Here is a 10,888-nt window from a genome sequence, read left to right as displayed (position 1 = left end):
CGGACCAAGCCGCACGTGAACGTGGGCACGATCGGTCACGTTGACCACGGCAAGACCACGCTGACGGCAGCGATCACGACGGTTCTGACCGCCAAGTTCGGCGGCGAAGCGAAGGCGTACGACCAGATCGACGCAGCGCCGGAAGAAAAGGCACGTGGTATTACCATCAACACCGCGCACGTCGAGTACGAAACGGCTAACCGCCACTACGCACACGTCGACTGCCCGGGCCACGCTGACTACGTGAAGAACATGATCACGGGCGCGGCACAGATGGACGGCGCGATCCTGGTGTGCTCGGCCGCTGACGGTCCGATGCCGCAAACGCGTGAGCACATCCTGCTCGCCCGTCAGGTCGGTGTGCCTTACATCATCGTGTTCCTGAACAAGTGCGACATGGTCGACGACGCCGAGCTGCTCGAGCTGGTCGAAATGGAAGTGCGCGAGCTCCTGTCGAAGTACGACTTCCCGGGCGACGACACGCCGATCATCAAGGGTTCGGCCAAGCTGGCGCTGGAAGGCGACAAGGGCGAGCTGGGTGAAGTGGCGATCATGAACCTGGCCGACGCACTGGACACGTACATCCCGACGCCGGAGCGTGCAGTTGACGGCGCGTTCCTGATGCCGGTGGAAGACGTGTTCTCGATCTCGGGTCGCGGCACGGTGGTGACGGGTCGCGTCGAGCGCGGCATCGTCAAGGTCGGCGAGGAAATCGAAATCGTCGGTATCAAGCGGGTTCGATCACGCCGCACACGCACTTCACGGCTGAAGTGTACGTGCTGAGCAAGGACGAAGGCGGCCGTCACACGCCGTTCTTCAACAACTACCGTCCGCAGTTCTACTTCCGTACGACGGACGTGACGGGCTCGATCGAGCTGCCGAAGGACAAGGAAATGGTCATGCCGGGCGACAACGTGTCGATCACGGTGAAGCTGATCGCTCCGATCGCGATGGAAGAAGGTCTGCGCTTCGCAATCCGCGAAGGTGGCCGTACCGTCGGCGCCGGCGTGGTTGCAAAGATCATCGAGTAAATCGAGTAGAATACTCGGCTTGCTGTAGAAGTTGATGTACCCAGGGACCACCTCGCGGCGCCTTGCCGCGGGGTGGTCCTGCGCTCTTTATATCGTCTGGCGGCGCAAGTCCGCCTCGCTCTTTTCAAGGAATCATCATGCAGAACCAAAAAATCCGTATCCGCCTGAAGGCTTTCGACTACCGCCTGATCGACCAGTCGGCTGCTGAAATCGTCGAAACGGCGAAGCGTACGGGTGCAATCGTCCGTGGTCCGGTGCCGCTGCCCACGCGTATCCAGCGTTTCGACATCCTGCGTTCGCCGCACGTCAACAAGACGTCGCGCGATCAGCTCGAAATCCGCACGCACCTGCGCCTGATGGACATCGTCGACCCGACGGACAAGACCGTTGACGCGCTGATGAAGCTGGACCTCCCGGCTGGCGTGGACGTCGAAATCAAGCTGCAGTAAGAGCCTCCAGCGCCGCCAGAATCTTCGGGTGGCGCTAAGTCTTTGATTGCTTGCGGAAATCGAGGAAGGACGTTATACTTGACGTCTTTTCGCGCATTTGCGCAAAAAATCGGTGTGTCCCCTTCGAGCCTTTACCTCGAAAACATGCCGGTACTTTGTAAATTAGCCCCGACCAATCGCAGTCGGGAATGGAGAAAACGATGAGCCTTGGACTCGTAGGTCGCAAGGTTGGCATGACCCGTATCTTCACGGCCGAAGGGGATTCGATTCCCGTGACCGTGCTGGACGTGTCCGACAACCGCGTGACGCAGATCAAGACTGTTGAAACCGACGGCTACACGGCCGTGCAGGTTACTTTCGGTACTCGCCGCGCATCGCGCGTGACGAAGCCGCTCGCAGGTCATCTCGCCAAAGCTGGCGTTCAAGCCGGTGAAATCCTCAAGGAATTCCAGATCGACGCCGCTAAGGCCGCCGAACTGTCCGCTGGCGCTGTGATCGGTGTGGAACTCTTCGAAGAAGGCCAGAAGATCGACGTGCAAGGCACCTCGATCGGTAAGGGCTACGCCGGTACCATCAAGCGTTACAACTTCGCTTCGGGTCGTGCTTCGCACGGTAACTCGCGCTCGCACAATGTGCCGGGCTCGATCGGTATGGCGCAGGATCCGGGTCGCGTGTTCCCGGGTAAGCGCATGACCGGTCACATGGGTGACGAAACCGTGACGGTGCAAAACCTCGAAATCGCCCGTATCGACGCAGAGCGCAAGCTGCTGCTGGTCAAGGGTGCCGTGCCGGGTGCAAAGGGCGGCAAGGTTTTCGTGACGCCCGCCGTCAAGGCGCGCGCCAAGAAAGGAGCGCAATAATGGAACTGAAGCTCCTGAACGCCAATGGTCAGGAAGGCGCAGCTGTTAACGCGTCGGACGTCGTGTTCGGCCGTGACTACAACGAAGCGCTGATCCACCAGATCGTTATCGCCTACCAGGCGAACGCGCGCAGCGGTAACCGCGCGCAGAAGGACCGCGAACAGGTCAAGCACACCACCAAGAAGCCGTGGCGTCAGAAGGGTACGGGCCGCGCTCGTGCCGGTATGTCGTCGAGCCCGCTGTGGCGTGGCGGTGGTCGCATCTTCCCGAATTCGCCGGAAGAAAACTTCTCGCACAAGGTCAACAAGAAGATGCATCGCGCAGGTCTCTGCTCGATCTTCTCGCAGCTGGCCCGCGAAGGCCGCATCTCGGTCGTGGAAGAGCTCTCGCTCGAAGCGCCGAAGACGAAGCTGCTGGCCGAAAAGTTCAAGGCCATGGGTCTCGAATCCGTGCTGGTCATCACCGACACGGTCGACGAGAACCTGTATCTCGCGTCGCGCAACCTGCCCCACGTGGCAGTCGTTGAGCCGCGTTTTGCCGACCCGCTCTCGCTGATCTACTTCAAGAAGATCCTGATCACGAAGGCAGCGGTCGCCCAGATCGAGGAGTTGCTGTCATGAGCGAGATTCGCAAGAACGATCATCGTTTGATGCAGGTCCTGCTCGCACCGGTGATCTCCGAAAAGGCGACGCTGGTTGCGGAGAAGAACGAACAAGTCGTCTTCGAAGTCGCGCCGGACGCGAACAAGCAGGAAGTCAAGGCTGCTGTCGAGCTGCTGTTCAAGGTGGAAGTCGAGTCCGTCAACGTGCTGGTCCAGAAGGGCAAAGCCAAGCGCTTTGGCCGCTTCAACGGCAAGCGCAAGGACGTGAAGAAGGCGTATGTCTGCCTGAAGCCCGGCCAGGAAATCAACTTTGAAGCGGAGGCCAAGTAATCATGGCAATCGTGAAAGTTAAGCCGACCTCGCCGGGTCGCCGCGCGATGGTCAAGATCGTCAACAAGGACCTCCATAAGGGCGCGCCGTTCGCGGCACTGCTCGAAAAGAAGTCCTCGACGGCTGGCCGTAACAACAACGGTCGCATCACGACGCGTCACCAGGGTGGCGGTCACAAGCAGCACTACCGTGTGATCGATTTCCGTCGTACGAAGGATGGCATCCCCGCGAAGGTGGAGCGTCTCGAGTATGACCCGAACCGTAGCGCGAACATTGCGCTGGTTCTTTACGCAGACGGCGAGCGCCGCTACATCATCGCGCCGAAGGGCGTGACGGTTGGCACGCAGCTGATGTCGGGTTCGGAAGCGCCGATCCGTGCAGGCAACACGCTGCCGATCCGCAACATTCCGGTCGGTACGACGATCCACTGCATCGAAATGCTGCCGGGCAAGGGCGCGCAAATGGCGCGTTCGGCTGGCACGTCGGCAATGCTGCTGGCACGTGAAGGCGTCTACGCGCAGGTTCGTCTGCGTTCGGGCGAAATCCGCCGCGTGCACGTTGAATGCCGCGCAACGATCGGTGAAGTCGGCAACGAAGAGCACAGCCTCCGTCAAATCGGTAAGGCTGGCGCGAACCGCTGGCGCGGTATCCGCCCGACGGTCCGTGGCGTTGCAATGAACCCGGTCGACCACCCGCACGGTGGTGGCGAAGGCAAGACTGCGGCTGGTCGCGACCCGGTGAGCCCGTGGGGCACGCCGACGAAGGGCTATCGCACCCGCAGCAACAAGCGCACGACGAGCATGATCGTCCAGCGCCGTCACAAGCGTTAAGGAGTAGGCAATGGCACGTTCTATTAAGAAAGGTCCGTTCTGCGACGCCCATTTGCTGAAGAAGGTTGAGGCGGCTGCAGCATCGCGTGACAAGAAACCGATCAAGACCTGGTCGCGTCGCTCGACGATCCTGCCGGACTTCATCGGCCTGACGATCGCCGTGCACAACGGCCGTCAACACGTTCCGGTGTATGTCACGGAAAACATGGTCGGCCACAAGCTTGGCGAGTTCGCACTGACCCGTACGTTCAAGGGACACGCGGCCGACAAGAAGGCCAAGAAATAAGGGGCAATCAAGATGGAAGTGAAGGCAATTCATCGCGGTGCCCGCATCTCGGCGCAGAAGACGCGCCTTGTGGCTGACCAGATCCGCGGTCTGCCGGTCGACAAGGCACTGAACGTTCTGACGTTCTCGCCGAAGAAAGCGGCTGGCATCGTGAAAAAGGTTGTGCTCTCGGCGATCGCAAACGCGGAACACAACGAAGGTGCTGATATCGACGAGCTCAAGATCAAGAGCATCTACGTCGACAAGGCAGCTTCGCTGAAGCGTTTCACCGCGCGCGCCAAGGGCCGCGGCAACCGCATCGAGAAGCAATCCTGTCACATCACTGTGACGGTCGGGAATTAAGGAGCCATACGATGGGACAGAAAATTCATCCGACTGGCTTCCGTTTGGCCGTCAGCCGCAATTGGGCTTCGCGTTGGTACGCGAACAACAACAATTTCGCGGCGATGTTGAAGGAAGACATCGGTGTTCGTGAATACCTGAAGAAGAAGCTGAAGAACGCTTCGGTGGGCCGTGTTGTGATCGAGCGTCCGGCAAAGAACGCTCGCATCACGATTTACAGCTCGCGCCCGGGTGTGGTGATCGGCAAGAAGGGCGAGGACATCGAACTCCTCAAGGCCGAACTCCAGAAGCGCATGGGCGTTCCGGTTCACGTGAACATCGAAGAAATCCGCAAGCCGGAAACCGATGCTCAACTGATCGCCGATTCGATCACGCAGCAGCTCGAGCGCCGCATCATGTTCCGTCGCGCAATGAAGCGCGCGATGCAGAACGCAATGCGTCTGGGTGCCCAGGGCATCAAGATCATGAGCGCCGGCCGTCTGAACGGTATCGAAATCGCACGTACCGAGTGGTACCGCGAAGGTCGAGTGCCGCTTCACACGCTGCGTGCTGACATCGACTACGCAACCTCGGAAGCGAAGACGACGTACGGCATCATCGGCGTGAAGGTTTGGGTCTACAAGGGCGACACGCTCGGCCGCAACGACGCACCGGTGGTGGAAGAAGTCGCCGAAGAAAAGCGTCCGCGCCGCAATGCGCGTCCGGGCGATCGTCGTCCGCGCCGTGATGGCGAAGGCGCACCGGGTGCCCGTCGTGGCGCACCGCGCCGTGGCGCCGGCGGTGACGGCAAGAGTGGAGAATAACGATGCTGCAACCGAAACGCAGGAAGTATCGCAAAGAGCAGAAGGGTCGTAACACCGGTATCGCAACGCGCGGCAACGCCGTTTCGTTTGGTGAGTACGGTCTGAAGGCTATCGGTCGTGGTCGCCTGACCGCGCGTCAGATTGAAGCAGCGCGTCGTGCAATGACGCGTCACATCAAGCGTGGCGGCCGCATCTGGATCCGTATCTTCCCGGACAAGCCGATCTCGCAAAAGCCGGCGGAAGTGCGTATGGGTAACGGTAAGGGTAACCCTGAGTACTACGTCGCCGAGATTCAGCCGGGCAAGATGCTGTATGAAATGGATGGTGTGTCCGAAGAACTGGCCCGTGAAGCCTTCCGTCTGGCTGCAGCCAAGCTGCCGCTGAAGACGGTCTTCATGGTTCGCCAGCTCGGCGCCTAAGGAGTGATTGATGAAGGCATCTGAACTTCTTCAGAAAGACAAGGCCGCGCTCGACAAAGAGCTGTCGGACCTCTTGAAGGCGCAATTCGGCCTGCGCATGCAACTCGCGACCCAGCAGCTCACGAACACGAGCCAGCTGAAGAAGGTTCGTCGCGACATCGCACGTGTGCGGACCGTCCTGACTCAGAAGGCGAACCAGAAATGAACGAAAGCGTGAAAACCTCGCTTAAGCGGACGCTGGTCGGCAAAGTCGTCAGCAACAAGATGGACAAGACGGTCACCGTCCTGGTCGAGCGCCGCGTCAAGCACCCGATCTACGGCAAGTACGTTGTGCAGTCGAAGAAGTACCACGCGCACGACGAAGCGAACACGTACAACGAGGGTGACCTCGTTGAAATCCAGGAGACCCGTCCTCTCTCGAAGACGAAGGCCTGGACCGTGTCGAAGCTGATCGAAGCAGCACGCGTCATCTAAAAGTGGCGCAACACCCCGGGGAGCCATTTCCCGGGGTGTAGAAGTAATTGAAATCGCTGAAGATTTCGCTTGCTAGACCAAGATTATCGAGTTATAGTCTTGGTCTTCCCTACTTATGGGTTTGCTGTTGGCAAAGCAGCAGGCGAATGTAGGTGGGGAAGCAGATTCGGGCGCCAGTCCGGGTTAGCAAGATTCACCGGAATGCGATGGCCGGTTTCGTTTGCCGTCGCTGCTGTTCTTACCCAAGCAGCTGAGCGGTCGTTCTAGTGGCGGCGCGGCTGACGGGACCAAGACTGACCGGATGTGCCATGGTGGCGCGACCGGATTAAGTTGGGAAAGATAAACCATGATCCAGACCGAAACTCGGCTTGAAGTAGCCGACAACACGGGTGCACGCGAAGTTCTGTGCATCAAGGTGCTCGGCGGCTCGAAGCGTCGTTATGCCAGCATTGGCGACATCATCAAGGTGAGCGTCAAGGAAGCAACGCCGCGCGGGCGCGTGAAAAAGGGCGAAATCTACAACGCTGTTGTGGTTCGCACTGCGAAGGGCGTGCGCCGTCAAGACGGCTCGCTGATCAAGTTCGATGGCAACGCCGCCGTGCTTTTGAATACCAAGCTTGAGCCGATCGGCACCCGTATCTTCGGGCCGGTTACGCGTGAGCTGCGTAGCGAACGATTCATGAAGATCGTTTCGCTGGCGCCGGAAGTGCTGTAAGGAGCCGCGATGAACAAGATTCGCAAGGGTGACGAAGTTATCGTCGTTACCGGCAAAGATAAGGGCAAGCGCGGCGTCGTGCTGGCCATCGGCGAAGAGCGCGTCACTGTCGAAGGCATCAACATCGCGAAGAAGCATGTGAAGCCGAACCCCATGAAGGGTACGACGGGTGGCGTGGAAGCCAAGGCAATGCCGCTGGCTATCTCGAACGTCGCACTGGTCGACGCGAACGGTAAGCCGTCGCGCGTGGGCATCAAGGTCGAAGGGGACAAGAAGGTTCGTTTCCTGAAGACGACCGGTGCTGTTCTGAGCGCCTGACGCTGCGGAGTAAAAAATGGCACGTTTGCAAGAATTTTATAAAGAGAAGGTCGTTCCTGGCCTGATCGAGAAGTTCGGTTACAAGTCGGTCATGGAAGTGCCGCGCCTCACCAAGATCACCCTGAACATGGGTGTTGGTGAAGCCGTCGCTGACAAGAAGGTCCTCGAGCACGCCGTTGGCGACCTCACGAAGATCGCCGGCCAGAAGCCCGTTATCACGAAGTCGCGCAAGGCAATCGCCGGCTTCAAGATTCGCGAAGGCTACCCGATCGGCACGATGGTTACCCTGCGTGGCAATGCCATGTACGAATTCCTGGACCGTTTCGTGACGGTTGCGCTGCCCCGCGTGCGCGACTTCCGTGGCGTGTCGGGCAAGGCATTCGACGGCCGTGGTAACTACAACATCGGTGTGAAAGAGCAGATCATTTTCCCCGAAATCGACTACGACAAGATCGACGCGCTGCGTGGGCTGAACATCAGCATCACGACGACCGCGAAGACCGACGAAGAAGCAAAGGCACTGCTCGCCGGCTTCAAGTTCCCGTTCAGAAACTGAGGTTACCGTGGCTAAACTGGCACTGATCGAACGTGAAAAGAAGCGCGCTCGTCTGGCAGCGAAATTCGCGCCGAAGCGCGCAGCGCTGAAGGCGATCATCGACGACCAAAGCAAGTCGGAAGAAGAGCGCTATTCGGCTCGCCTGGAACTGCAACAACTGCCCCGCAACTCGAACCCGACTCGCAAGCGTAACCGCTGCGCACTCACGGGTCGTCCGCGTGGCACGTTCCGCAAATTCGGTCTCGCACGTAACAAGATTCGTGAAATCGCGTTCCGTGGTGAGATCCCTGGCATCACCAAGGCGAGCTGGTAATAGGAGAAACATAAATGAGCATGAGTGATCCTATCGCCGATATGCTGACTCGCATCCGCAATGCGCAGATGGTCGAGAAGGTTTCGGTTGCTATGCCCTCGTCGAAAGTGAAGATTGCGATTGCGCAGGTTCTGAAGGACGAAGGTTATATCGACGACTTCGCGGTGAAGACCGAAGGTGCGAAGTCGGAATTGAACATCGCGTTGAAGTACTACGCTGGCCGTCCCGTTATCGAGCGCATCGAACGCGTCTCGAAGCCGGGTCTGCGCGTGTACCGCGGCCGCAACGAAATCCCCCAGGTCATGAACGGCCTTGGTGTGGCGATCGTTTCGACGCCGAAGGGTGTGATGACGGACCGCAAGGCGCGCGCTACTGGCGTCGGCGGCGAAGTTATCTGCTACGTCGCTTAAGGCCTAAGGAGAAGAAACATGTCTCGAGTAGGTAAGAGCCCGATCGCGCTGCAAGGCGCAGAAGCGACGCTCAGCGACGAGAAGATTACCGTCAAGGGCCCGCTGGGTACGATTTCGCAAGCTGCGAACCGCCTCGTGAAGGTGGTGAACGACAACGGTACGCTCAAGTTCGAGCCGACCGACGAAAGCCGCGAAGCCAATGCGATGTCGGGCACGATGCGCGCGATTGTCGCGAACATGGTGCAAGGCGTGACGAAGGGTTTCGAGCGCAAGCTGACGCTGGTTGGCGTTGGTTATCGTGCTCAAGCGCAAGGCGACAAGCTGAACCTGTCGCTGGGTTTCTCGCACCCTGTGGTGCACCAGATGCCGGAAGGCGTGAAGGCTGAAACCCCGTCGCAAACGGAAATCGTGATCAAGGGGATCGACAAGCAACAAGTTGGCCAGGTCGCTGCGGAAGTCCGCGGCTACCGCCCGCCGGAGCCCTATAAGGGCAAGGGTGTGCGCTACGCCAACGAGGTTGTGATCCTCAAAGAAACGAAGAAGAAGTAAGGGTGCGCAATCATGGATAAGACTCAATCTCGCCTGCGCCGCGCTCGTCAGACGCGTCTCAAGATCGCTGAGCTGCAGGTCGCGCGTCTGGCCGTGCATCGCACGAACACGCACATCTATGCGCAAGTGTTCTCGCCCTGCGGCACCAAGGTGCTGGCCAGCGCGTCGACGCTTGAAGCTGAAGTGCGTGCGCAACTGGCTGACCAGTCGGGCAAGGGCGGCAACGTCGCTGCAGCCTCGCTGATCGGCAAGCGTATTGCAGAAAAGGCTAAGGCCGCCGGCATCGAATCCGTCGCCTTTGACCGCTCGGGTTTCCGCTATCACGGCCGCGTCAAGGCGCTGGCTGATGCTGCGCGCGAAGCCGGGCTCAAGTTCTAAGGAAGGAATTCGTCATGGCAAAGATGCAAGCGAAAGTTCAGGCTGACGAACGCGACGACGGCCTCCGCGAAAAAATGATTTCGGTCAATCGCGTGACCAAGGTTGTGAAGGGCGGCCGTATTCTCGGCTTCGCCGCTCTGACCGTGGTTGGCGATGGTGATGGCCGCGTCGGTATGGGCAAGGGCAAGTCGAAGGAAGTGCCCGTTGCTGTCCAGAAGGCGATGGAACAAGCTCGCCGCAACATGTTCAAGGTGCCCCTGAAGAACGGCACCCTGCAACACGAAGTGCACGGCAAGCATGGCGCATCGGTCGTCCTCCTCGCTCCGGCGAAGGCAGGTACGGGCGTGATCGCCGGCGGCCCGATGCGCGCAGTGTTCGACGTGATGGGCGTGCAGAACGTCGTGGCCAAGAGCCACGGTTCGACGAACCCGTACAACCTCGTTCGCGCCACGCTGGACGGTCTGCGCAAGCAGTCGACCCCGGCAGACATCGCGGCGAAGCGCGGCAAGTCCGTCGAAGACATTCTGGGCTAAGGGTGGGTACCATGTCTGAAAAAACTGTCAAGGTTCAGCTCGTCAAGAGCCTGATTGGGACCCGCGAAACGCACCGTGCCACTGTGCGCGGTCTCGGCCTGCGCCGCCTGAACTCGGTCTCCGAGCTGCAGGACACGCCGGCTGTGCGCGGCATGATCAACAAGGTCTCGTACCTCGTTAAGGTCATCGGCTAAGCGGTCGACCAAAGACTCCAGGAGTTGAAAATGGAATTGAATAACCTGAAGCCGGCAGAAGGCGCGAAGCACGCAAAGCGTCGCGTCGGCCGCGGCATCGGCTCCGGCCTCGGCAAGACCGCTGGCCGTGGTCACAAGGGTCAGAAATCGCGTTCGGGCGGCTTCCACAAGGTCGGCTTCGAAGGCGGTCAGATGCCTCTGCAGCGTCGTCTGCCGAAGCGTGGCTTCACCTCGCTGACGAAGGAATTCGTTGGTGAAGTGCGCCTCGCCGACATCGAGAAGCTGCCGGTCGACGAAATCGATCTGTTGGCTCTCAAGCAGGCAGGCCTCGTGGGCGAACTGACCCGCAGCGCGAAGATCATCGCTACCGGCGAGATCAAGCGTAAGGTCGTCGTCAAGGGTCTGGGTGCGACGAAGAATGCGCGTGCTGCGATTGAAGCAGCAGGCGGTTCTTTTGCCGAGTGATTGTGAGTGGTGCGTGCGGGCTTGCCCGCCGT

The 10,888-nt window shown here is 59.7% G+C and carries 21 protein-coding genes and 1 pseudogene; all 22 read left to right on the top strand.

Annotation, left to right across the window (positions count from 1 at the left end):
* Positions 1-1,031 (top strand): annotated as a pseudogene (locus E1N52_RS29005) (elongation factor Tu); the annotation flags it as partial.
* 137 nt (positions 1,032-1,168) lie between these two features.
* Positions 1,169-1,480, top strand: coding sequence for a 30S ribosomal protein S10 (rpsJ, locus tag E1N52_RS29000; RefSeq protein ID WP_027819357.1), 312 nt, complete (start codon positions 1,169-1,171; stop codon positions 1,478-1,480).
* 200 nt (positions 1,481-1,680) lie between these two features.
* The gene (gene rplC / locus E1N52_RS28995; RefSeq protein WP_028206511.1) at positions 1,681-2,340 is read left to right on the top strand and encodes a 50S ribosomal protein L3; all 660 of its coding nucleotides are present in this window, start codon (positions 1,681-1,683) and stop codon (positions 2,338-2,340) included.
* Positions 2,340-2,960 carry a 50S ribosomal protein L4 gene (rplD, locus tag E1N52_RS28990; RefSeq protein ID WP_028206512.1) on the top strand — a complete coding sequence of 207 codons (621 nt, stop codon included), beginning with the start codon at positions 2,340-2,342 and terminating at the stop codon, positions 2,958-2,960. Before rplC ends, rplD begins: the two co-directional genes overlap by 1 nt.
* Positions 2,957-3,271 carry a 50S ribosomal protein L23 gene (rplW, locus tag E1N52_RS28985; RefSeq protein WP_028206513.1) on the top strand — a complete coding sequence of 105 codons (315 nt, stop codon included), beginning with the start codon at positions 2,957-2,959 and terminating at the stop codon, positions 3,269-3,271. Before rplD ends, rplW begins: the two co-directional genes overlap by 4 nt.
* A gap of 2 nt (positions 3,272-3,273) precedes the next feature.
* Complete coding sequence (gene rplB, locus E1N52_RS28980) at positions 3,274-4,101, top strand: 50S ribosomal protein L2 (protein ID WP_069268211.1); 828 nt, start codon at positions 3,274-3,276, stop codon at positions 4,099-4,101.
* Between the two features lie 10 nt (positions 4,102-4,111).
* Positions 4,112-4,387, top strand: coding sequence for a 30S ribosomal protein S19 (gene rpsS / locus E1N52_RS28975; RefSeq protein ID WP_006998484.1), 276 nt, complete (start codon positions 4,112-4,114; stop codon positions 4,385-4,387).
* A gap of 12 nt (positions 4,388-4,399) precedes the next feature.
* Positions 4,400-4,729 (top strand): 50S ribosomal protein L22, encoded by a 330-nt coding sequence (gene rplV, locus E1N52_RS28970; RefSeq protein WP_004199272.1) that lies wholly within the window; start codon positions 4,400-4,402, stop codon positions 4,727-4,729.
* 11 nt (positions 4,730-4,740) lie between these two features.
* On the top strand, positions 4,741-5,532 hold the full coding sequence (rpsC, locus tag E1N52_RS28965) for a 30S ribosomal protein S3 (protein WP_027797287.1): 792 nt from the start codon (positions 4,741-4,743) through the stop codon (positions 5,530-5,532).
* Positions 5,533-5,534: 2 nt separating this feature from the next.
* A complete protein-coding gene (gene rplP, locus E1N52_RS28960) occupies positions 5,535-5,951 on the top strand; it encodes a 50S ribosomal protein L16 (protein WP_042269753.1) in 417 nt (138 codons plus the stop codon).
* Positions 5,952-5,961: 10 nt separating this feature from the next.
* A complete protein-coding gene (gene rpmC, locus E1N52_RS28955) occupies positions 5,962-6,156 on the top strand; it encodes a 50S ribosomal protein L29 (RefSeq protein WP_028206515.1) in 195 nt (64 codons plus the stop codon).
* A complete protein-coding gene (gene rpsQ, locus E1N52_RS28950) occupies positions 6,153-6,425 on the top strand; it encodes a 30S ribosomal protein S17 (protein ID WP_028206516.1) in 273 nt (90 codons plus the stop codon). Before rpmC ends, rpsQ begins: the two co-directional genes overlap by 4 nt.
* 346 nt (positions 6,426-6,771) lie before the next feature.
* Complete coding sequence (rplN, locus tag E1N52_RS28945; protein WP_028206517.1) at positions 6,772-7,140, top strand: 50S ribosomal protein L14; 369 nt, start codon at positions 6,772-6,774, stop codon at positions 7,138-7,140.
* Between the two features lie 9 nt (positions 7,141-7,149).
* Positions 7,150-7,458 (top strand): 50S ribosomal protein L24, encoded by a 309-nt coding sequence (gene rplX / locus E1N52_RS28940; protein WP_069268212.1) that lies wholly within the window; start codon positions 7,150-7,152, stop codon positions 7,456-7,458.
* A gap of 16 nt (positions 7,459-7,474) precedes the next feature.
* Entirely contained in the window at positions 7,475-8,014 is a 540-nt protein-coding gene (gene rplE, locus E1N52_RS28935) for a 50S ribosomal protein L5 (RefSeq protein ID WP_069268213.1), read from the top strand.
* A 7-nt stretch (positions 8,015-8,021) separates the two neighbouring features.
* A complete protein-coding gene (gene rpsN / locus E1N52_RS28930) occupies positions 8,022-8,327 on the top strand; it encodes a 30S ribosomal protein S14 (RefSeq protein WP_069268214.1) in 306 nt (101 codons plus the stop codon).
* Between the two features lie 14 nt (positions 8,328-8,341).
* Positions 8,342-8,737, top strand: coding sequence for a 30S ribosomal protein S8 (rpsH, locus tag E1N52_RS28925; protein ID WP_069268215.1), 396 nt, complete (start codon positions 8,342-8,344; stop codon positions 8,735-8,737).
* An 18-nt stretch (positions 8,738-8,755) separates the two neighbouring features.
* Positions 8,756-9,286 carry a 50S ribosomal protein L6 gene (rplF, locus tag E1N52_RS28920; RefSeq protein ID WP_133186304.1) on the top strand — a complete coding sequence of 177 codons (531 nt, stop codon included), beginning with the start codon at positions 8,756-8,758 and terminating at the stop codon, positions 9,284-9,286.
* 12 nt (positions 9,287-9,298) lie between these two features.
* Complete coding sequence (gene rplR / locus E1N52_RS28915) at positions 9,299-9,664, top strand: 50S ribosomal protein L18 (protein ID WP_027819343.1); 366 nt, start codon at positions 9,299-9,301, stop codon at positions 9,662-9,664.
* Positions 9,665-9,678: 14 nt separating this feature from the next.
* On the top strand, positions 9,679-10,197 hold the full coding sequence (rpsE, locus tag E1N52_RS28910) for a 30S ribosomal protein S5 (RefSeq protein WP_028206522.1): 519 nt from the start codon (positions 9,679-9,681) through the stop codon (positions 10,195-10,197).
* 11 nt (positions 10,198-10,208) lie between these two features.
* Complete coding sequence (rpmD, locus tag E1N52_RS28905) at positions 10,209-10,391, top strand: 50S ribosomal protein L30 (protein ID WP_010106952.1); 183 nt, start codon at positions 10,209-10,211, stop codon at positions 10,389-10,391.
* Positions 10,392-10,421: 30 nt separating this feature from the next.
* Positions 10,422-10,856, top strand: a complete 435-nt coding sequence (rplO, locus tag E1N52_RS28900; RefSeq protein WP_028206523.1) for a 50S ribosomal protein L15 — start codon at positions 10,422-10,424, stop codon at positions 10,854-10,856.
* Positions 10,857-10,888 lie beyond the last annotated feature (32 nt).

It is taken from the genome of Paraburkholderia guartelaensis, assembly GCF_004353905.1.
GTDB classification, from domain to species: Bacteria; Pseudomonadota; Gammaproteobacteria; order Burkholderiales; family Burkholderiaceae; genus Paraburkholderia; species Paraburkholderia guartelaensis.
Note: the sequence above shows the minus strand (reverse complement) of the source record. Positions and strands in the feature narration are given on the sequence as shown.

What these genes read in the sequence shown, in the direction of transcription:
- rpsJ (WP_027819357.1), top strand. Translation starts at nt 1,169, where the DNA reads ATGCAGAACCAAAAAATCCGTATCCGCCTGAAGGCTTTCGACTACCGC.
- rplC (WP_028206511.1), top strand. Translation starts at nt 1,681, where the DNA reads ATGAGCCTTGGACTCGTAGGTCGCAAGGTTGGCATGACCCGTATCTTC.
- rplD (WP_028206512.1), top strand. Translation starts at nt 2,340, where the DNA reads ATGGAACTGAAGCTCCTGAACGCCAATGGTCAGGAAGGCGCAGCTGTT.
- rplW (WP_028206513.1), top strand. Translation starts at nt 2,957, where the DNA reads ATGAGCGAGATTCGCAAGAACGATCATCGTTTGATGCAGGTCCTGCTC.
- rplB (WP_069268211.1), top strand. Translation starts at nt 3,274, where the DNA reads ATGGCAATCGTGAAAGTTAAGCCGACCTCGCCGGGTCGCCGCGCGATG.
- rpsS (WP_006998484.1), top strand. Translation starts at nt 4,112, where the DNA reads ATGGCACGTTCTATTAAGAAAGGTCCGTTCTGCGACGCCCATTTGCTG.
- rplV (WP_004199272.1), top strand. Translation starts at nt 4,400, where the DNA reads ATGGAAGTGAAGGCAATTCATCGCGGTGCCCGCATCTCGGCGCAGAAG.
- rpsC (WP_027797287.1), top strand. Translation starts at nt 4,741, where the DNA reads ATGGGACAGAAAATTCATCCGACTGGCTTCCGTTTGGCCGTCAGCCGC.
- rplP (WP_042269753.1), top strand. Translation starts at nt 5,535, where the DNA reads ATGCTGCAACCGAAACGCAGGAAGTATCGCAAAGAGCAGAAGGGTCGT.
- rpmC (WP_028206515.1), top strand. Translation starts at nt 5,962, where the DNA reads ATGAAGGCATCTGAACTTCTTCAGAAAGACAAGGCCGCGCTCGACAAA.
- rpsQ (WP_028206516.1), top strand. Translation starts at nt 6,153, where the DNA reads ATGAACGAAAGCGTGAAAACCTCGCTTAAGCGGACGCTGGTCGGCAAA.
- rplN (WP_028206517.1), top strand. Translation starts at nt 6,772, where the DNA reads ATGATCCAGACCGAAACTCGGCTTGAAGTAGCCGACAACACGGGTGCA.
- rplX (WP_069268212.1), top strand. Translation starts at nt 7,150, where the DNA reads ATGAACAAGATTCGCAAGGGTGACGAAGTTATCGTCGTTACCGGCAAA.
- rplE (WP_069268213.1), top strand. Translation starts at nt 7,475, where the DNA reads ATGGCACGTTTGCAAGAATTTTATAAAGAGAAGGTCGTTCCTGGCCTG.
- rpsH (WP_069268215.1), top strand. Translation starts at nt 8,342, where the DNA reads ATGAGCATGAGTGATCCTATCGCCGATATGCTGACTCGCATCCGCAAT.
- rplF (WP_133186304.1), top strand. Translation starts at nt 8,756, where the DNA reads ATGTCTCGAGTAGGTAAGAGCCCGATCGCGCTGCAAGGCGCAGAAGCG.
- rplR (WP_027819343.1), top strand. Translation starts at nt 9,299, where the DNA reads ATGGATAAGACTCAATCTCGCCTGCGCCGCGCTCGTCAGACGCGTCTC.
- rpsE (WP_028206522.1), top strand. Translation starts at nt 9,679, where the DNA reads ATGGCAAAGATGCAAGCGAAAGTTCAGGCTGACGAACGCGACGACGGC.
- rpmD (WP_010106952.1), top strand. Translation starts at nt 10,209, where the DNA reads ATGTCTGAAAAAACTGTCAAGGTTCAGCTCGTCAAGAGCCTGATTGGG.
- rplO (WP_028206523.1), top strand. Translation starts at nt 10,422, where the DNA reads ATGGAATTGAATAACCTGAAGCCGGCAGAAGGCGCGAAGCACGCAAAG.